This window comes from Paenibacillus sp. FSL P4-0176 (assembly GCF_037975265.1).
Taxonomy (GTDB): domain Bacteria; phylum Bacillota; class Bacilli; order Paenibacillales; family Paenibacillaceae; genus Paenibacillus; species Paenibacillus amylolyticus.
Map to the genome: position 1 here is coordinate 6485338 of NZ_CP150242.1, position 18456 is coordinate 6503793.

Below are 18456 nucleotides of genomic sequence, written 5' to 3' on the forward strand. Positions count from 1 at the left end.
AGCGTGCTTTCTTTTATGTCGTATTACCTTATGCCTCTACTCCTGGCTGGCTAGGGCGTAGAATCGCAGAGCCAACAGTCAGTAAAATGGTAGCCATGCCAAACAAAATCAATAGTGGCAATGTGATATCCGACAATGTACCGCCAGCAGAGATCGTCTCCACTGCCTGAATGGCCCATTTCTGTGGAACAAAGTTGGCGAGCTTTTGCATATAATCCGGCATCAACGAGATCGGCCAGAAACAACCACCTATCATGCAGGTTGGCATAATGACAAGTGAATTCAGCATGTTGGCATTTTTGGGATTACGGATTAAACCTGCCACGGTACTCGCGATCCCCATGGAAACCAGCATGAATGCGGCCAAGATGATGAAATGAATGCCAAAAGGAATACCGGCATCATAATGCAGTAGCCACCTGCTGACTCCCAAAACGAGAACAATCTGAATCATGCCAATGACAAAGCTACCGAGGAAGTTACCAAGCGCAATCTCATATGCACGGACGGGTGCCGTATATACTCTGGCCATCGTACGTTTCCTGCGATCTTCCATTATCATAGCCACTGCACTGGTCAACAGCCCCATCATAAACATGATTGTAAATCCAGTCACATTGTTCAGGCCTGGCTTGGGATAGATCTGCAGATCGGTGACTTCACCAGCGACTTGATGTTTTCCTATCTCCTGTAAAAGCCGTTCAAATGGCTTCTGTGTACTCGATAGTATATCTGTCTCACTTGAGACAGGACCTGTTGCCACCTTAACAGCTGAAGCAGATTGTAACAATCCGCTCGTCAAACCTTCAACTGCTGCTCGTAGGGTATAGGAACTTTCACTCATACGCAGTTCCACCAATTGAATTTCGGTTGGCTTTCCTTGTAACAGATCCTCCGTATAATGTGCCGGAATGATGATGCCAGAACTTCCTTTTTGCTGAGCGATGGCTTCCTTCACTTCTGCTTCGTTTGTCATCGGTTTGAGCAGATACTCCTCCTTGTCAGCAAGTTCATGAATCATCCATGTCCCCGCCACCCCTCCATCCTCATTCACATAGGGAATAACAGTACGTGCAATCTGCTCGCTTCCAAAAAGAGCAACCGCTCCTGTAACCACCAGGCAAGGCAGAAGCAGAAACGTAATGAAGCCCATTTTACGGCCAAGTGTACGTCTAATCATCAACCAGGCGATGTGTAGACTATTCATATCGGTATCCTGCCTTTCTATAGATCAATCCTGAGATGAGCAGTAATACAGCGCATACTACGCCTAACATTAGAATGTTATACAGGATCTCAGCTACAGGTGCATCCAGCATCATTCTCAGAAAACTTTGGAGCGCCCAGTGGTTAACCGTAAATTGGCTAAGCCGTTGTACAAAATCAATCGGAATGGGCATGAACCCACCGCTGATGAATGTCATGGCAACGATGATACCTTGTAAGGTTGCACTGGCCGATGCTGTGCTTTTGCATACCAATGCCACGATTACGCCAAGAGTCATGGATGCCAATGTGATGCATACACAAGTCAGCACAATATACCAAGGATGGGTTCCCCAATCCACACCGTAGAGCCAATATGTCATAAGGATGATCGTTGTTGCTTGTAAGAAAGCGAGCAGACTATTACCTGCAATTTTGCCAGCGAAAATAACTCCATTACCTATAGGCGCAGCCTGAAGGCGAATTAACGTTTTGTTATCACGCTCTCCAAAAAGGCTGGTACTGGTTGTCATGCCTGAGTACAACATGAACATTGCCAGCATGGAAGCTGCATAGTATTGGGAGGCACTATACGCCGTACCTGTCTTACCGGGATTAGTGACAGCAATGGAGGTTGAATTCGCCGTACCAGACTCCGAAGCAGAGGACATGGCAGCAATTACTTCCGGACCGAGCACTTTGGTAATCGCCATCTGTCGATTCCATTCATCCGTAAAACGTGTGAACAAAGTTTCACCCAAGGTATTAAGTGTGTTGTCCTTTCCTCGTATCCACTGTAACCTGGCCTCTTTCCCCATCATCACGTTTTGCTCAAAATCCGAAGGAATCATTACAGCAAAGTCCAGCTTGTCGGTACGCAGCGAATGAACGGCCTCTTCTTCAGTTGTAAAGTTCTGCACCTTGACCATCTCAGCCACTTCCGGGGATTCAACGAATGAATCCAGTGCTTGATTAACCGTACTTGATCCTCCACCAGATTCAGTACTCAAATGGATGATTCCCACACGTACAGTATCTGGAATAACATCATCCGCCGTACCCATCGTACTGGAAAGTGCCGTGCCCAATATAAAAATCAGTAACAACGGCAAAATAAACAGGTTTAACACCACAGATCGAATCTTAAGAATACGCCTTAATTCAAAGATGCAAATATGCCATATATTCATCTATTGTTCCCCCTAGTCCCGAAGCGTACGCCCGGTCAGATTGAGGAACAATGTTTCCAGATCTGGCTCTTCGACCTTGAGCGACTGAATGGCTACTTCATGTTTGCTGCAAATGAAGAGCAGATCCTGCAGATCCTGCTGTGCCGAAGGCAGCGTAATGGTCAGTGTATTCTCTGAAACGTCTACCATCCGTACGCGGGGGTGAAGTTTCAGTTCTTCCACGACGTCGGGACCGATACCGGAAGTGGAAAGCACTACTTTTTCCTCCGATGCTACCCGTTCTCTCAGCTCTGCTTCAGTCCCATAGGCAATGATTCGTCCCTGATCCATAATCGCAACCCGGTGACTAATCGCCGCCACTTCCTCCATGTAATGACTTGTATATATGATCGTTGAACCCATCTTGTTGAGTGTCCGTACCGATTCAAGAATATGATTCCGAGATTGCGGATCAATCCCAACTGTAGGTTCATCCATAATAATGAGATCCGGGCGATGTGTAATCGCACATGCGATGTTTAACCTGCGTTTCATACCGCCAGAGAAAGTCGAGGGGGCATCTTTTGCTTTATCCTGCAACCCTACAAATTCAAGGGACTCCTGCACTCTTTCCTTAAGCAATTTTCCACGCAGTCCATACAGTCTGGCAAAAAAGGTCACATTCTCCGCAGCAGACATGGTTTCGTATAAAGCCAGATCCTGCGGAACGAGTCCGATCTTGCGCTTTACTTCAAGCGGTCGCTCCTTGACCGAGATCCCATCTAATCTGATCTCACCCTGATCCATATTAAGGAGCCCTGCAATCATGCTAATGGTGGTACTTTTTCCTGCTCCATTGGGACCAAGCAATCCAAAAATCTCGCCTTTGCCAACACTAAGGTTCAAATGATCCACGGACAGCTTGCTGCCGTATCGTTTTACTACATGATCTACTTCAAGTATGCCCATCCCTTTTACGCCCCTTTTCCGTTTCGGCCTTCGCCGCTGGATTTCATAATTTTATTGTAACGGATCGCAATCTGTAGCGAAGGTACAAAAAGTCATGAATCGAAGGTGACTTAAGTCATCTCCTGATTCGAATGTTGCTTATGGTATAATCAAGGGCGCATTACCAAGAGATTTTCTACTCCACTTTTTATATAAAGGATGTCACAACCATATGCCGATGCGGTTTCTGCAATACGGATTAATTATCGTTCCAGCAGTACTGTACCTATTGATGCTGCCCTTGGAAAACGAAGCCGTCTACACCCTGTATATCATCATTGCGCTTGGACTCTCCGTGTGGAAAGATTTTAACCGTTCAAGTACACAGCAATGGCTGTTGCTTCTGGCCGAAATACTCTGGAGCTGCTGGCTGATTGCTTCGTATGGACCATTTATGTTTTTCCTCTCTCTATCCGTGCTCTACGTGTATATATACAGACTGGAGGGAAGTCGCAGATGGTTGATGTTTGCAATTCAGCTTGTCGCTAACAATCTCGCTTTGCATTGGCATTATTTTGACCCACAGGCACCGCAGCCAGGGTTAACCACACTAAATACAACCGCCACTACATTACTCTCCCCAGAGACAACTGCGATGGTTCTTGGCAACCTGCTTCTGCTCATCACAGCGGCTCTGTCCTGGCAGGGATCAAGAACGGCGAGCAGCCGCGGACAACTGGAACAAGTCTATGACGAACTTCGCAGCAAACATTACGAGCTACAAGAAACTCGTGCGCAGCTGCTGTTATTTACAAAGCAACTTGAAGGAGTGGCTCAGGCAGAGGAACGTACCCGTATCTCCAGACAGCTTCATGATGATATCGGGCATCGACTGATCCGCACCAAAATGATGTCGGAAGCCGCCCTGCTGACCCTTCCCCTGAATATGGAACAAGGAACGGAAATGGTGAGACAGATTCGCGATCAATTGGCCGATAGTATGGATGATATGCGCAGCACACTACACAAACTGCAACCTAATTCCTATGCATCCGAAGCCTACGCCCTGGATCGTCTCCTAGAGGAAGTGGGCAGAGATACCGGCGTGAAGACAAATTATGAAGTTCATGGCCCATCCCATGTGCTGTATCCCAGCATACAAATTGTTTTGTTCAAAAATGCCAAAGAAGCCTTGACCAATGCCCTGCGACACGGAAATGCTTCTTCAATCACAGTAGAGCTGGTATTTGGGGATCAGGAAGTCCGTATGAGTGTAAGTAATGATGGCAAAATCAATCCTCATTCTTCCAAGCGAAACGGCATAGGACAGGAAGGGATGCTTCTGCGCACACAAATGGTGGGAGGAGTCCTGGAGATTCAATCGGCTTATCCGTATACAGTGATTACACGCATTCCAATAACGAACCAGATGGATATACTCTGAAAAAAGGAAGTGAATATTCTCATGTCCGAACGTAATGATGTGAACAACAAGAATGATTCAGGCCAGCTCCCACTTATTCGGCTGATTCTCGCAGACGATGATTACTTCATTCGTGAGAGCCTGAAAGTGTTGCTTGGACTGGACTCTGGCATTTTCGTTACAGGCACGGCCTCAAATGGGCAGGAAGCGTTGGAATTGCTTGAATCAGGGACGTCTGCGGACGTGGTTTTAATGGATATTCGGATGCCGGAATGTGACGGAGTTGAAGGTACCAAACGCATCAAGTCACGTTTTCCTGAAATCCAGGTGCTCATGCTAACTACTTTTGACGACGATGAGTATATTATTCAAGCATTACAGAATGGAGCAAGCGGTTATTTGCTCAAAAACGTCCCCCCCGAACGGATAATTCAAGGCATCAAGACCGTACATAACGGCGATATGTTAATCCATCCGGATATAGCCCGCAAATTGGCAGGCCTTCTTCGTCCTGCTGCGATTCCCCTGACACAGAACCCAATCGAAGCCTATGGACTGACTCGTATGGAGCTGGCGGTTGCCGAGGCCATATCGGAGGGGTTGTCCAATAAGGAAATTGCCGCCAAACTGTTCCTCAGTGAAGGCACCGTCAAAAACTATGTCACGGATATTCTCGGTAAGTTGAGCTTGCGTGATCGGACCCAAATCGCCATCTTTATGTTAAAACAGTAACAAAAAAGGTATTTCCCTTGCCTGTGACGGCGCTCGGAAATACCTTTTTCATTGCTTGATTTATGCAACATACTTCATCACGTATGCTTAGTTGTTACATCTCTATGGACCCTTTATCACTGCCCACAGGGGCTGGCGGTAACGCCAAGAGAGCTTCGTCCCTTTGTGGTTTTTTCAGACGGGCAAACAATTTGAGGTTGATGATATGGAACAACGTCAGTGGACGTAACCGAATCGCCCAAACCTCGTGATTGTCCGGTGCCATAATGACCCCAAGCTGATGATGCTCCCCTTCATAGATCGCTCGTTGCATGAACTTGCTTTCACCCTGGTGATTGCGAACCTCTAGTTTGCAAAAAGCCGGGTTCATCCGCAGGGCACGATGTAACTCTTCCGGTGAATGAACCAACTTACCATTCACCTTGTACAATGTCTCACCTGCTTCAATCCCCAAATCTGCAGCAGGACTCTCCGGAATAACAGCCAATACCTTCAACCCATGCTGCGGATGGACAAATACCGGACTGCGGTTTTGCTCTTCAAACGCGCTGTACCATACCAGAAATTCATGTCCAATAAATGCAATCAGCGCAGCAACCACCATGAGTGGAGACCACCATGCAGCAAGCAAACTGAACACAAGCAAAGTTGCCCCGTATATCATCAACCGCTTGGATGAGATCTGTACCTTTTGTCCCGGAAGCATACTCTGCGTTATCTCACCAAATCCGAGCATAATCGGCAACGCAACCAGCATGTAACTATGACCTGCATTCATCAGTGGATTCCATGCCAGCTCCGCGCCACCTCCTGTGACTGGAACAAGAATCAGTAGAGGAATGGCCCAGAACTGCTGCAGTTGATATCCCCCAACCAGTTTCCCGCGTTTTCCCTCGAAGAGAAGTGGTGATGCCATCGATACCCCCTGCATGCGTACCAACAAGGCTTCACCCATATGTAGAAGGGCAGCCAGGACAAGCAGTGCAGGCATATCCAGGGTACGTAGCGTTTCCGTGATAGTGCCCATCCAACCCGATGGTTGCCAACCTGAAGCCAGATTCAAACCAAATTGCAACACACCCAGTAACCCGGCCGCATAAGCAAAGCACAGATACCGGATACGGAATAAGGATAGAATTAATGTTGCAGCCCATATGCATATCAGGCTTCCCAGTGTAAGATGTGCACCGAGGAATAGGGACACAATCGAGACGATGGTACCAATGAGTATGCCTCCGAGCACCGCCCGAATCGTCTGTGTTATCGAGCTTTGCAAACGAACATGGAACAATTTACGCTCCTGCAGTAATTGACGATGATAGATCAGCGCAATCAGGATCACCGCAATATAATAAAACGGCTGAATAAACAACTGCAACAAAGCTTCCCCTAATGTAGTTAACCACGGCCATACCCATTCCATTGTGGTCGGTCACCCCTCTCTTTCAGCCGGTTCAGAAAAAAAGAAGGCTGAAAATCAGCCTTCTTTATGGCTTCGACACAGCGGACGAAATATCCTTCGAGACATTTTCGATCGCGCGTTTCAGCTGTGCATCATATTGAGGATTAGCAATACGTTCAATCAGAGCCGCTTCCAGTGATTCAGCGGTTTTCTCGTCAATCTGGCCTGTAGCCTGAATGCCTTTTTGCTTCTGGAATGCCTTGACCGCTTCTTCCGTCTTCTGGTCGTAGTATCCATCCACACGATCCGGTTTGAAATCGAGTCCTCTCAGCATCGTCTGCGCACTTTTCACATCCGAGCTATTGCTGTCATATTTCAGTGGTAACTTCTCTTTGTTAATCGGTGCCACCGAGAAATAATCCGGCTGGTCTACCGCAATATCCGGTTTGATTCCTTTTTCATGAATCCAGTCTCCGTTCGGAGTGAGCCACTTGGCAATGGTGATCTTCAGCAAGCTGCCGTCACCCATCTGCTTGTCATAACTCGTCTGTACGGTTCCTTTACCAAAGGAGTTTTCACCAATCAACTTAGCACCTGCTGATTGTTGTAATGCACCGGCCAAAATCTCCGACGCACTCGCACTGCCTTTGTTCATCAGGACTGTGACTGGGTAAGCTTTGGCTGATCCATTGGACTTGCTTTGTTCCTTTTTGCCGTTCTTGTCTTCAACTTGCACAATAACCTTGCCTTTAGGAACAAACTGTTCAGCAATATCAATAACAACTTGCAATACACCGCCTGGGTCATTCCGTACGTCGATGACCAGACCTTTCATGTTCTGCTTCTCAAGCTTCGCCAACTCTTCCTTGAAGCGATCACCTGTATTCAAAGAGAATTGAGTAATGGCAATAACGCCAATTCCGCCATCCTCCATGTGAGCATATACGGTCTCCAGATCAATATCATCACGTACAATCACAAAATCAATCAGCTCGGAAGATCCAGCACGTTTAACTTGTACCTTCGCTTCACTGCCCTTGGGACCTCTGATTTTGTTAACAGCCTTGTTCAGTTCCAAACCTTGCAAGGATTCGCCGTTGACCGACATAATCATGTCTTTTGCACGAATACCCGCTTTCTCGGCAGGAGATCCTTTGATTGGGGAAACAACAACAACGTTTCCATCCTGTGAGGATACCTCTGCGCCAATACCGGTAAATGAACCTTCGATCGACTCTTCAAACTGAGCAGCTGTTTCCTGCCCCATATAGTTGGAGTACGGATCACCAAGGGATTCCATCATGCCGTTGATCGCACCGTCAATCAATTTGGTCTGATCCACATCTTTATAATAGTTGCTTGAGATCAAATCCATCGCGGTTTCAATCTTCTTCAAATCGTTCTTCTGCTGTGTATTACCGGTTACACTGGCCAGCAAACCTTCGCCCGGTGTGGCCTGGCTCGCTATTCCCGGATACGTCATTAATACCAGGGTTAGTAAACTACCGCCAAGGAGACCCACAATGACAAGCAGTAGCGCCGATCTTTTCTTCATCATCCGTTTGTCACCGCCTTTAGTTTTGAAGCGTGTCAGATTCCATTGTTGCCAGAATCCATTCCCTAAACATGCCAGCTTAGTATATGTCTAGCTTGTACGGAATATGTTTTTTCCATTCGAACGATGGAGCAATAATTACAAATAGTTCATCGGATTTACAGCGGTACCGTTGTCTCTCACTTCAAAGTGCAAGTGAGGTCCAGTAGAGTTCCCTGTATTTCCTGACTCCGCAATGGTATCCCCTTTGCTTACTGTATCTCCCTTGCTGACTTTGAATCCACCTTCGCGCAAGTGACCATATAACGTCCATAGTCCACCGCCGTGGTCCACAATAACCGTATAACCATAACCGCTATACCATTCAGCCATGATCACGATTCCGCCAGAAGCAGCATGAACCGAAGTTCCCTGAGGAACAGCAAAATCGACACCGGCATGCATTTTACCCACTACGCCCGTAATCGGATGGGTACGGGGGCCGAATCCAGAAGAAATACGTCCTCCAGATACCGGTCTTGAGAAGATACCATTACCGGATGAATACGTGACCTCACTGCTACTATCCGAACTCACTCTAGTAGGCGCCTTGGCTGCAGCTTTCGCCCGAGCCGCTGCTGCGGCTTTTGCTTTGGCTGCGGCAGCCGCCTGCTGTTCACGCAATTTATTTTTCTCTTGAAGAAGTGCCGAACGTTTGCTGGCAATCTGCATTAATACATCTTCCTGCTCTTGTGTCAGCTCTTCTGACTCTTCAATTTTAGCATCATATGAAGCGAGAAGCACTTGCTTTTCCGCTTCTTTTTCATTCAATTGGGACTTACGCTGTTTCTTCTGTGCATACAGGCTCTTGGCTTCCGCATATTGCACATCCAATTCTGCCTTTTTGTCCACGACAAGTTGCTTGTCCGCTTTGTGCTCATCCAGCAGATGCTGATCCTGATCCACAATCGTTTTGAGTGAATCCGCACGGGTCAGGAAGTCAGTGAAGCTAGTAGAGGACAACAATACATCCAGATAGGATACAGCACCGTCCGTATACATCAGGCGCACGCGTGACTCCAACAATTTTTCCCTTGCAACAATGCGTTCTTCTGCCGCTTGCAGATCTTTTTTCGTTGTACGAAGATCTTCCTCCGTGTTCTCGATCTGCAAGGATACACTCGCCAGTTCATCACTAACGACATTGATCTGTTCCATAACAACCTTCAGATAAGCGTTGGTTTTGTTCTTGTAATGCTGTGCTTCCTTTTTGTTGGAAGCCGCTTTTTTTTGCTCCTGCTTGGCAGAAGCCGCCTTGCTCTCCAGTTGCTGAATCTGTTGGTCAATATCGCTGATGCTACTCTTGGCATATCCGTCAGAAGGTTGAAGCGTCAAACTGGCCAATAACGTAAAGGCCAGCAGCGAAGCGGTTTTTTTCAAAATGATGATCCCCCATCCTATGATTTCACAAGAAAGCAACCTGCACAGGTGGTGAACAGCATGTTCTTTGCTTTCTTCAATCTTAAAAGACTCCGTCTTTCCTACATATCGTCAAACAGCGTCCATTAATGAACCTGCTTTACCATTCTTTTCGACATATTCTGCAATTCGATCGTTGAAAACAAAATTAAACGTTGAGTGATTTCCGAATGGACAGTGTACTTCCCAAAATACCTACCAGCACACCAAGTCCGATCAACAGTGTTCCAAACAGCCCCCAGATTTCGCCGAGCGGAATCAAGTTAAGCATCTGCATGAAGACATCCTGACCAATCGTCTTCATCAACTGGCTGTACCCAACAAACAACACACCAACCGTAATGACCGAGCCAATAAATCCAATGAGTGCACCTTCAATAAAGAAAGGCCAGCGAATAAAGGTATTTGTTGCGCCAACCAGCTTCATAATTCCGATCTCCCGGCGACGTGCCAGAATCGTTACGCGAATCGTATTCGAGATCAGGAACATGGACATGAGACCCAGTCCCCCGACAAAAATAAATCCGATATTACGAACAAGCTTCGTAAATTTGAACAACACTTCCACCGTTTCCTTGCCGTAATTCACTTTCATGATCGGCTTCTCCGGGTGTTTTTCGTTCAAAGCTTCGATTTTTTGCGCCACAAAAGTGACGGTTTCCGGTTCAATGACCTCAACTTCAATGGTCTCCGGCAGTGGGTTGTTGTCCACATCGAAACCGCTAAGCACGTTATCTGCACTCTCTCCAAGACGCTCACGGAACTCCTTGAGTCCTTCTTCCTTGGAAACAAAACGAATCTCACTTACTTCAGGCATCGCGCTGATTTCTTTCTCCAGTGTGTTACGCAGGTTCTCGTCCACATTCAGTTCGAGGAACGTGCTGATCTCCACTTGGCTATCAACCTGATTCGCCATGGAGTTCACATTGAGCACCAGTAACATAAACACACCAAGAATCAATAGCGACACAATGATGGACATGATGGAGGCCACGGACATCCAGCCGTTGCGGAATACGTTTTTGAATCCCTCCCGCAGATGGCGCAAGAGAGTACTAAAATTCATAACCGTATTCCCCTCTCATCTGATCCCGTACAATCTGTCCACGTTCAATCGCGATTACCCGTTTACGCATCGTATTCACGATATCTTTGTTGTGGGTTGCCATAACAATGGTTGTTCCCCGGAAATTAATCTCATCCAGCAGTTGCATAATGCCCCACGACGTCTCCGGATCGAGGTTACCTGTAGGTTCATCCGCGATAATAACCGACGGGTTATTGACGATAGCCCGTGCAATAGCAATACGCTGCTGTTCTCCACCCGAGAGCTGTGAAGGTTCACGATTTGCCTTACTCCGCAGTCCCACCAAGTCGAGCACTTCCATCACCCGTTTTTTGATATGACGCTTCGGCGCTTCAATAACTTCCATCGCAAATGCCACATTCTCAAATGCTGTCATCCGTGGCAACAGACGAAAATCCTGGAACACAACGCCGATGTTACGACGCACATAAGGAATCTTTCTTGGCTTCAACTTACCAATATTAAATCCGTTAATGGATATTTGTCCTTTGGTCGGAACTTCTTCTCTGTACATCAATTTCATAAATGTCGATTTACCTGCTCCGGACGGACCGACGATATAAACAAATTCATTGCGGTCGATCTTCACCGACACCCCTTGTAATGCGTGGGTCCCATTGGCGTAGGTCTTCCACACGTCCTGCATTTCTATCACATCATCACTTCCTGCTCGCATAGTTAGCCATTATCATTTCGACACAATCCCGGCATTTCCTTTAAAAAGACCTGAATTTCATCAGGGAAAAATCCACTTCGTTCCTGTTTCAATGGTGAAGCATGGATGCATATGAAGTTTATTGTAACAAATTTGTTACCTATTGAGTACCCGAAAGTTTTCCTGCATTGGATCATATATATAGAAAGTGTTACAAAGTCGGGAACAACCGAAGTATAAAGGAGCGTACGGTTATGAAAAAAATACATTTGACGGTCATTGTTCTATTCTCCATCCTCTTGATCGGCTCCGCGTCTTATGGATTGTTGTACATGTACGTGAATCAACCTGCCCTGCCCAAAAACGTTCATGTTGGCGAGATGCTGGTGGAGGGGAAGAATCGTAAGAACGTATTGCATGAATTGGATGAACAGATCCAAAAGCTGGAGGACTGGCCTGTCACCTTTGAAGTGACTGAACCCAACCCCCAGACGATGTCGTATACCGCAGCTCAGGTGGGGGTGAGTTACAACGTTAACAGCTTGGAGTCCGCAATACAGCAGCTGGAGGAAGGTAACCTGTGGGAACGCGCTTATGCACGTTATCATTTTCCGAAAGAGTTCTCTCTCGATATGACCTATAACTCAAGACCACTCCAAGGACATCTCAGCCCTGCCTGGGAAAAAGAAACCTTTGGTACACCTGCGGACGCTGTTCGCCGCATTACCACAAGTGACAAAGTCCAGTATATCCCGGAAAAGGGCGTCCGCCGCATTGATTGGGATACACTCACAAGTATCATTCAGACGAAGCTGCACAGGGATTTCAGTGTACTGAACCGGGATGAGAAACCCGCCCCATTGCTGATCCAGGTACCACTGTATACGCTGAAACCCGAAGTAACTCTTGATTCGCTGCGCCGGGAAGGCATTGACCGAAAGATCATCCAGTTCTCCACGGGTCTGGGCAATAGTAGTGAAGGCCGGATACATAATGTCAGTGCAGCAGCGGAAGCGATTAACGGCATGATCTTGCCACCAGATGCCACATTTGATTATGAGAAGGTCGTCCGTCAAGCTGAAAAGGAGTATGGGTTTCGTGAGGCCCCGGTCATTGTTAATGGAAGACTCACCCCCGGAATTGGCGGGGGAATCTGCCAGGTATCCAGTACGGTGTATAATGCAGCGCTGTTGACGGGTCTTGATATTATTGAGCGCCGCAACCATTCCCTGCCGGTCAAATATTTGCCCAAAGGACTGGATGCCACCTTTGCCTCGGGAGCCATCAATTTTCGCTTCAAGAATAATACTGGAAAATCCTTACTCATTCATGCAGAGGTGAAGAATCACCAATTGATGGTGAAATTTTTCGGCACCTTCCCCGAGAATGTCAGCTATGCACTTGAATCTCGCACCATTGAAACATTAAGTGTTCCGGTAAAGTATGTGTCCAGTACGGTACTGCCTGATGGTGCACAGCAGGTGCTGCAAGACGGACAGCCTGGATATATTGTGGAGACGGTAAGAACCAAGAGGCTGGACGGTAAAGTGGTCGAATCCAAAACGATTACAAGGGACACGTACAAAGCTCAGAATCGCCTGATTGCCCGCTCCGGTCATAGCAGCCTGCCTGACCCACAAGGGCCTTCTGTGGTCGAGGACGGGATTAGCGATACGAAACAGCCTTAATTTTTTTTCAAAGCAACCGACAACTTACAGATCACGGAATGGTACAAACAAGGTCCTGCCGTAATTCATGGATAAACATAAGCTGATCACACGAAAACAAAAAGACACACTTCACGTCCCTTTTGGGGATAAGCGAGAAGTGTGTCTCTACATTTTCAAGAAAAGTTATTCGAGTTTTACCAAGCTGAGATTAGCTTTACTACCGTAACTTACGGTTTACTGCATTACGGTTTAGTGACCGCCGGTGTATTCGCCTTGCTCTTCGCCTACAACCATCTTCTCTCTTCCCATGAAGAAGGAAGCGACCAACGCGAGTGCAGCCGGAATGACAGCCCAGGCAAATAACTGCACGATGGAAGAAGACAAGGCATGTGTGATGGTATCCAGCACCTGAGGCGGAATCGCCTGTCTGAGTTCTGGTGAGAGTAACGCATGCGGATCGGTCAGGTCCACTCCCTGCGGCACGCCACCCGCTGAAGCACCGCCTGCTTCCGCAGCTGAACCAGCGAGAGCATCGTTCATTTTACGCGTAAATACCTGGCTCTGTACGATACCAAAGATCGTAATGCCCATCGTCATGCCGAGGGACCGCAAAAAGTTAAGTGTGGAGCTTGCTGCTCCGCGCCTTTGCGGTTCAAATGCGTTCATGGCTGCATTGCTAAGTACAGAGAACGACGCACCGACACCCAGACCAACCATCACCATGTAGATACGTATCGTCCAAAGGGAAGAATTCTCATCCAGTGTGGTCAGCAATCCAAGTCCAATGACAAGTAAAGCTAACGTAGGGATCATGATATTACGATACTTGATTTTGGTCATCAGCACCCCGCCCAAGGATGCCGTCACAACGGACCCAAGCATCATGGGTAGCAGCACAAGACCGGAGTTGGTCGCTTTACCACCAAGTACCCCCTGTATGAAGATCGGAATGTACACGGATGCTGTAATGAACGCCGCACCACTGAACATACCAATAACGTTACTGGACCAGTAGACCCGGTTGCGGAACATGCTGAAGGAGATGATTGGTTCTTTGGCTTTTGTCTCTGCAAAAAGGAAGAGCAGGGCTAATGCTATAAATCCGGCAAACAAGCCAAGAATCTGCCACGAATCCCAGGCAAATGTTTTGCCACCCAGTTCCAGACCAAAGATCAGGCACACAACAGCACCGATCAGTGTTACAGCACCCAGCCAGTCGATCTGTTGGGATTGATGCTGATGGGATTCTTTATAGAAGAACGCAATAAACACAAATGCAATCAAGCCTAGCGGCAGGTTGATATAGAATACCCATTCCCATGTCGCATACTGGGTAATGTAAGCACCGAGCAGAGGTCCGAATACGCTGGAGAGGCCAAAGACGGCTCCAAACAATCCACCCAATTTACCACGAGATTCTGGTGCAACGACATCAAACATGATCGTAAAGGCAATCGGTACCAGGGCCCCCGCGCCAATACCTTGAATCGCTCTGTACATCGTCAATTCCACAATAGACGTTGCCGTTCCGCACAGCGCTGAGCCAAGCATAAACACAATAATACCAAATACAAAAAACTTCTTCCGTCCATACATATCGGATAACTTACCGAAGATCGGCATCCCTGCCATCTCAGCCACCATGTACGCGGAGGTAACCCAGACGAACTTGTCGAGCCCACCCAGCTTCCCGACAATATCCCCCATAGCTGTTGCCACGATGGTATTATCCATCGAAGCCATTAGTATGCTGAGCAGTAACCCTGCCAGCACCAATCCAATACTGTTTTTACGTGCAGCCATTGTACTCAATCTCTCCATTCACGCTCTATTCATATGACTGCATTAGTATATCCGAAAAGAAGTCTGCGTTAATCAGTCCAAGGACCGATTGCTTTGCAGCAAAACTTCCGATTGCGGATGAATTTGCAGAGATGAACGGTATTCCACTGTACCAATCAGGCAGCCAGGACCAATTTTTATTTTATCGCCACGGACAATCTCGGCCTCCGTATTCTCTAATTCAATGTCATCACCTTCGATAATCTGTGCCTTGAGAATTGATTTATTCCCCGTAAACAAGTCATTCAAACGGCCACTCTTCACCGAGATGATGGAACCACCCATTTCCTTGACCTCGGATGGACCCATGATTTTGAGCGTCATGTGTTCAGCGCTGAGCATTCCCGCTATCGTCAAACGCCCGTTCAGCTTGATATTTTCCGCCTGACAATCCCCTGACAGATGAAGTTCACCTACCACTTTTATATGCTCAGCTTTGGTATGCAGGCCAGATGCCTGGATTCCAACCTCACCATCGTTGCTGGTCTCTCGCTCTTTTAGAGTCAGGGTTCCGGTAATTTTAATATCTGTGGATTCAAGCGATCCGTATATGACCGATGTACCCGTACATTTGAATCGATCACAAGATAGATTGTCGTTAAAGGACGCGTCCCCTACAACCTTGATCTTGCCGTACACGCCACCAGAAGAACTGCCATCACCAACGATGCTGATATCCATTTTTTTGTCCAATGAACGCCCAGGATTGTTATTCATGTCGATCCCATCCCTTTCTCTCCATATCCAAACTTTAAATTCGCTGACTGCTGCCCACCTTGGCATCCTGATCTACCTCAAGTTCACCTGAATACTCAACCAGTCTGATGTTACAGCCGCGACCGATAAAAATGTTACTCCCCCGAACAATGTCAGCTTCGGTATCTTCCAGCACAATCTCATCACCCTCAATTAAGGATGTCTTAAATGAAGGGGTCCCGCCCAAACCAATACTTTTCCAAAAGCCATTCTGTTGTTCTTTGCGACGAATATCGATACGCTCTCCGCCAATCTCTTTAGCCGAAGAAGATGTATACAGCCTGATCTCCACTGTTCCCGCATTCAGTAATCCGCTGATCTTAATATTGCCCCGTACATTCAGGGACTCACATTGGACATCCCCTTCAATATCGATCACACCGCCAATATCAATTCGTTCCCCATCTACTCTTCCACGTACGGTACACTTTCCGTTCACTTCAAGTTCAGGGCTATGGAGATCTCCGTTAATCGTCGTCATGCCATCCACCCGAACACGAGAACTGGTCAGAGGTCCATTCAACGTGCACATGCCGTTAATCGCTGCACTCTCGGAGGTCAAAGCGCCGTGCATCTTCAATGTTCCATTCACTTCCATAGAGGTGCAGTCCAGGTTGCCGTTCACCTTAGCCATGCCATCAATAGATACACGGTGAAAATTCCCGCCTGCCGTTTGACTTATGCCCGCCACATTCAGATCATTCCGCTTATTCCGCTCTTCCATAGATGATCCTCTCCTTATCCTAATTTGAGTTTTAATTCTTCCATAAATGTTCCCATCGGCTGCCTAAGAACCACTTTCACACCATTGTCAAAATAAAACTCCGTTCCTGCTGTTACCAGCATGAATGAAGGAACACCCATCTTACGAATAAGCACGAGTTCGCTGGGTTTGCCTGTAAAACGATAATAATGTTCGGACATCACTTCGATCAGCAACGCACCCTCTTGCCGAGTAATATCTCCGCTCATTAACAGCTTATCAAGGACGTAGAGCATCATAATCTGCTCCAAAGCATACAGCGATTGTTCTCGACCTGCTTCTTTTAACAGATCCAGCGATATTTGTGAAACAATGTTTCGCTCTAACAATTGCTCTGCAGACATCTCCACTTCACCCAACGTAGGTGAAAACACGTCTGCCAGCTCATCCAGCGATAATCCGTCTTTCATATTGAGAATCTTGTCAATGCGCAGTAAAATCTGTTGTTTGGGAAAAAAAGTCTCTTGTCCGGTGTAGGACGACTTCCGAATGAACCATTCTTCCGGAATGAGATTTTTCCGCTTCCAACGGTATAACTGGCCGTATGAGATTCCTGTCAGGTCCAACAATTCTTTCTTGGAGATCAAATCATCCGTCATATATGGTCCCCCTTTTTATTGAAATGAGTGTAACATAACATTGTTACGTTGTAAACCAGATTGAAAAATCAATGATCAGATTACAGATTTCCACTTTAACCACTGGTGTGAAATTCTTTGTTTTCTACTGTAGATCTTGTTATTGCAATGGAAGCGTAATGCGTATAACCTGTTACATATAAACACTTTGGAGGCTCAGGCATCCGATTTCCATCCCATCGTCTCATGTCAGAACACGTGGTTAACGAACTTATGAAAGGGGTTTCTTATACTCATGGCACTTATTAAATGTGATTTTTACTCGGATACGCTCGGGCTTAGCACCAGCATGCATGTCATTCTGCCGCAACAAACCCACAATCAGATCGGTATGGAGAATGTGACTGGCAAAGGACTGCACCCAACCCTGTACCTGCTGCACGGTCTGTCTGATGATGATTCCATCTGGCTGCGCCGGACTTCCATCGAACGTTATGTGGCCAACCTCGGGATCGCCGTTGTTATGCCACAGGTTCACCGCAGCTTCTATACAGATATGGTAGAAGGCGGACGTTATTGGAGCTTTATCAGTGAAGAACTCCCGGCACTTGCTCGTTCTTTCTTCCCGCTCTCAGACCAACGGGAGGACAATTTCGTTGCCGGATTATCCATGGGTGGCTATGGGGCGTTCAAGCTGGCCCTTCGTAAACCAGATCAATATGCTGCAGCTGCCAGTTTGTCTGGAGCACTCGATATGTCTGCACATATGGATAGAAACGCATCCTCAGCATTGCAACAGACGGAGTTACAACGTATTTTCGGACCAGAGGTGGCGGGTACAGAGAACGATCTGATTCATCTGTTAAAAGAAAGCCAATCTAGCGAAAGTCCTCGACCTTTGCTCTACCAATGCTGCGGAACGGAAGATTTCCTGTATGAGGATAATCAAACCTTCCGTCAAGCCTGTGAACAGACGAACTTCGAACTGACATACGAGGAAGGGCCTGGTGAACATGAGTGGGGCTACTGGGATGCCAAGATTCAGGATGTATTGAAATGGTTGCCTTTACAAAAGCGCGATTAGTGGAGAATTACAATGGAGCTACCGCGATTAACTAAACTGGTACTCCGATAGTAGAACAACCTACCTTCCGTTCGCGGTTGAGTTCAATATATCTAGAGCACATCGCTGTACAACACAAAGAAGCAGGC

At 47.1% G+C, this 18456-nt stretch carries 16 protein-coding genes; 4 read left to right on the plus strand and 12 right to left on the minus strand.

Annotation, left to right across the window (positions count from 1 at the left end; all coding sequences use genetic code 11):
- Nucleotides 1-28: 28 nt before the first annotated feature.
- Genes MKY95_RS29810 through MKY95_RS29820 form a run of 3 tightly spaced genes read right to left on the minus strand, consistent with a single transcriptional unit; the run spans nucleotide 29 to nucleotide 3344 of the window.
- Nucleotides 29-1207, minus strand: coding sequence for an ABC transporter permease (locus MKY95_RS29810; RefSeq protein WP_338707143.1), 1179 nt, complete (start codon nucleotides 1205-1207; stop codon nucleotides 29-31).
- A complete protein-coding gene (locus MKY95_RS29815; protein WP_338707144.1) occupies nucleotides 1200-2396 on the minus strand; it encodes an ABC transporter permease in 1197 nt (398 codons plus the stop codon). Before MKY95_RS29815 ends, MKY95_RS29810 begins: the two co-directional genes overlap by 8 nt.
- A 12-nt stretch (nucleotides 2397-2408) precedes the next feature.
- Nucleotides 2409-3344 carry an ABC transporter ATP-binding protein gene (locus MKY95_RS29820; protein WP_076319181.1) on the minus strand — a complete coding sequence of 312 codons (936 nt, stop codon included), beginning with the start codon at nucleotides 3342-3344 and terminating at the stop codon, nucleotides 2409-2411.
- Nucleotides 3345-3555: 211 nt separating this feature from the next.
- On the opposite strand from MKY95_RS29820, the gene MKY95_RS29825 reads away from it, so the two are divergent.
- On the plus strand, nucleotides 3556-4767 hold the full coding sequence (locus MKY95_RS29825; RefSeq protein WP_076319182.1) for a sensor histidine kinase: 1212 nt from the start codon (nucleotides 3556-3558) through the stop codon (nucleotides 4765-4767).
- A gap of 21 nt (nucleotides 4768-4788) precedes the next feature.
- Nucleotides 4789-5478 carry a response regulator transcription factor gene (locus MKY95_RS29830; protein ID WP_076319183.1) on the plus strand — a complete coding sequence of 230 codons (690 nt, stop codon included), beginning with the start codon at nucleotides 4789-4791 and terminating at the stop codon, nucleotides 5476-5478.
- Between the two features lie 94 nt (nucleotides 5479-5572).
- On the opposite strand, the gene MKY95_RS29835 is transcribed toward MKY95_RS29830, so the two are convergent.
- From MKY95_RS29835 to ftsE, 5 genes are all read right to left on the minus strand, one after another.
- On the minus strand, nucleotides 5573-6901 hold the full coding sequence (locus MKY95_RS29835) for a PDZ domain-containing protein (protein ID WP_076319184.1): 1329 nt from the start codon (nucleotides 6899-6901) through the stop codon (nucleotides 5573-5575).
- Nucleotides 6902-6965: 64 nt separating this feature from the next.
- Complete coding sequence (locus MKY95_RS29840) at nucleotides 6966-8438, minus strand: S41 family peptidase (protein ID WP_076254092.1); 1473 nt, start codon at nucleotides 8436-8438, stop codon at nucleotides 6966-6968.
- 135 nt (nucleotides 8439-8573) lie between these two features.
- Nucleotides 8574-9854 (minus strand): M23 family metallopeptidase, encoded by a 1281-nt coding sequence (locus tag MKY95_RS29845; protein ID WP_036612408.1) that lies wholly within the window; start codon nucleotides 9852-9854, stop codon nucleotides 8574-8576.
- A gap of 187 nt (nucleotides 9855-10041) precedes the next feature.
- Nucleotides 10042-10959 (minus strand): permease-like cell division protein FtsX, encoded by a 918-nt coding sequence (gene ftsX, locus MKY95_RS29850; RefSeq protein ID WP_047840643.1) that lies wholly within the window; start codon nucleotides 10957-10959, stop codon nucleotides 10042-10044.
- Nucleotides 10949-11635: a cell division ATP-binding protein FtsE gene (gene ftsE / locus MKY95_RS29855; protein WP_024631580.1), complete on the minus strand. Its 687-nt coding sequence runs from the start codon at nucleotides 11633-11635 to the stop codon at nucleotides 10949-10951. The genes ftsX and ftsE overlap by 11 nt, the downstream gene beginning before the upstream one ends.
- A 254-nt stretch (nucleotides 11636-11889) precedes the next feature.
- On the opposite strand from ftsE, the gene MKY95_RS29860 reads away from it, so the two are divergent.
- A complete protein-coding gene (locus MKY95_RS29860) occupies nucleotides 11890-13323 on the plus strand; it encodes a VanW family protein (protein WP_076319185.1) in 1434 nt (477 codons plus the stop codon).
- A 231-nt stretch (nucleotides 13324-13554) separates the two neighbouring features.
- Here the strand turns inward: MKY95_RS29860 and MKY95_RS29865 are convergent, their stop codons facing one another.
- From MKY95_RS29865 to MKY95_RS29880, 4 genes are all read right to left on the minus strand, one after another.
- Entirely contained in the window at nucleotides 13555-15108 is a 1554-nt protein-coding gene (locus MKY95_RS29865; protein WP_036667723.1) for an MDR family MFS transporter, read from the minus strand.
- A gap of 72 nt (nucleotides 15109-15180) precedes the next feature.
- Nucleotides 15181-15864 carry a hypothetical protein gene (locus MKY95_RS29870; RefSeq protein WP_076328758.1) on the minus strand — a complete coding sequence of 228 codons (684 nt, stop codon included), beginning with the start codon at nucleotides 15862-15864 and terminating at the stop codon, nucleotides 15181-15183.
- 34 nt (nucleotides 15865-15898) lie between these two features.
- A complete protein-coding gene (locus tag MKY95_RS29875; protein ID WP_076328757.1) occupies nucleotides 15899-16627 on the minus strand; it encodes a polymer-forming cytoskeletal protein in 729 nt (242 codons plus the stop codon).
- A 14-nt stretch (nucleotides 16628-16641) separates the two neighbouring features.
- On the minus strand, nucleotides 16642-17265 hold the full coding sequence (locus MKY95_RS29880) for a YhbD family protein (protein WP_074096600.1): 624 nt from the start codon (nucleotides 17263-17265) through the stop codon (nucleotides 16642-16644).
- 274 nt (nucleotides 17266-17539) lie between these two features.
- Between MKY95_RS29880 and MKY95_RS29885 the strand changes: the two genes are divergently transcribed.
- The gene (locus tag MKY95_RS29885) at nucleotides 17540-18328 is read left to right on the plus strand and encodes an alpha/beta hydrolase family protein (protein WP_076328756.1); all 789 of its coding nucleotides are present in this window, start codon (nucleotides 17540-17542) and stop codon (nucleotides 18326-18328) included.
- Nucleotides 18329-18456 lie beyond the last annotated feature (128 nt).

What these genes read in the sequence shown, in the direction of transcription:
- MKY95_RS29825 (WP_076319182.1), top strand. Translation starts at nt 3,556, where the DNA reads ATGCCGATGCGGTTTCTGCAATACGGATTAATTATCGTTCCAGCAGTA.
- MKY95_RS29870 (WP_076328758.1), bottom strand. Translation starts at nt 15,864, where the DNA reads ATGAATAACAATCCTGGGCGTTCATTGGACAAAAAAATGGATATCAGC.
- MKY95_RS29885 (WP_076328756.1), top strand. Translation starts at nt 17,540, where the DNA reads ATGGCACTTATTAAATGTGATTTTTACTCGGATACGCTCGGGCTTAGC.
- MKY95_RS29875 (WP_076328757.1), bottom strand. Translation starts at nt 16,627, where the DNA reads ATGGAAGAGCGGAATAAGCGGAATGATCTGAATGTGGCGGGCATAAGT.
- MKY95_RS29810 (WP_338707143.1), bottom strand. Translation starts at nt 1,207, where the DNA reads ATGAATAGTCTACACATCGCCTGGTTGATGATTAGACGTACACTTGGC.
- MKY95_RS29880 (WP_074096600.1), bottom strand. Translation starts at nt 17,265, where the DNA reads ATGACGGATGATTTGATCTCCAAGAAAGAATTGTTGGACCTGACAGGA.
- MKY95_RS29860 (WP_076319185.1), top strand. Translation starts at nt 11,890, where the DNA reads ATGAAAAAAATACATTTGACGGTCATTGTTCTATTCTCCATCCTCTTG.
- MKY95_RS29820 (WP_076319181.1), bottom strand. Translation starts at nt 3,344, where the DNA reads ATGGGCATACTTGAAGTAGATCATGTAGTAAAACGATACGGCAGCAAG.
- MKY95_RS29835 (WP_076319184.1), bottom strand. Translation starts at nt 6,901, where the DNA reads ATGGAATGGGTATGGCCGTGGTTAACTACATTAGGGGAAGCTTTGTTG.
- MKY95_RS29865 (WP_036667723.1), bottom strand. Translation starts at nt 15,108, where the DNA reads ATGGCTGCACGTAAAAACAGTATTGGATTGGTGCTGGCAGGGTTACTG.
- ftsX (WP_047840643.1), bottom strand. Translation starts at nt 10,959, where the DNA reads ATGAATTTTAGTACTCTCTTGCGCCATCTGCGGGAGGGATTCAAAAAC.
- MKY95_RS29830 (WP_076319183.1), top strand. Translation starts at nt 4,789, where the DNA reads ATGTCCGAACGTAATGATGTGAACAACAAGAATGATTCAGGCCAGCTC.
- MKY95_RS29840 (WP_076254092.1), bottom strand. Translation starts at nt 8,438, where the DNA reads ATGATGAAGAAAAGATCGGCGCTACTGCTTGTCATTGTGGGTCTCCTT.
- MKY95_RS29815 (WP_338707144.1), bottom strand. Translation starts at nt 2,396, where the DNA reads ATGAATATATGGCATATTTGCATCTTTGAATTAAGGCGTATTCTTAAG.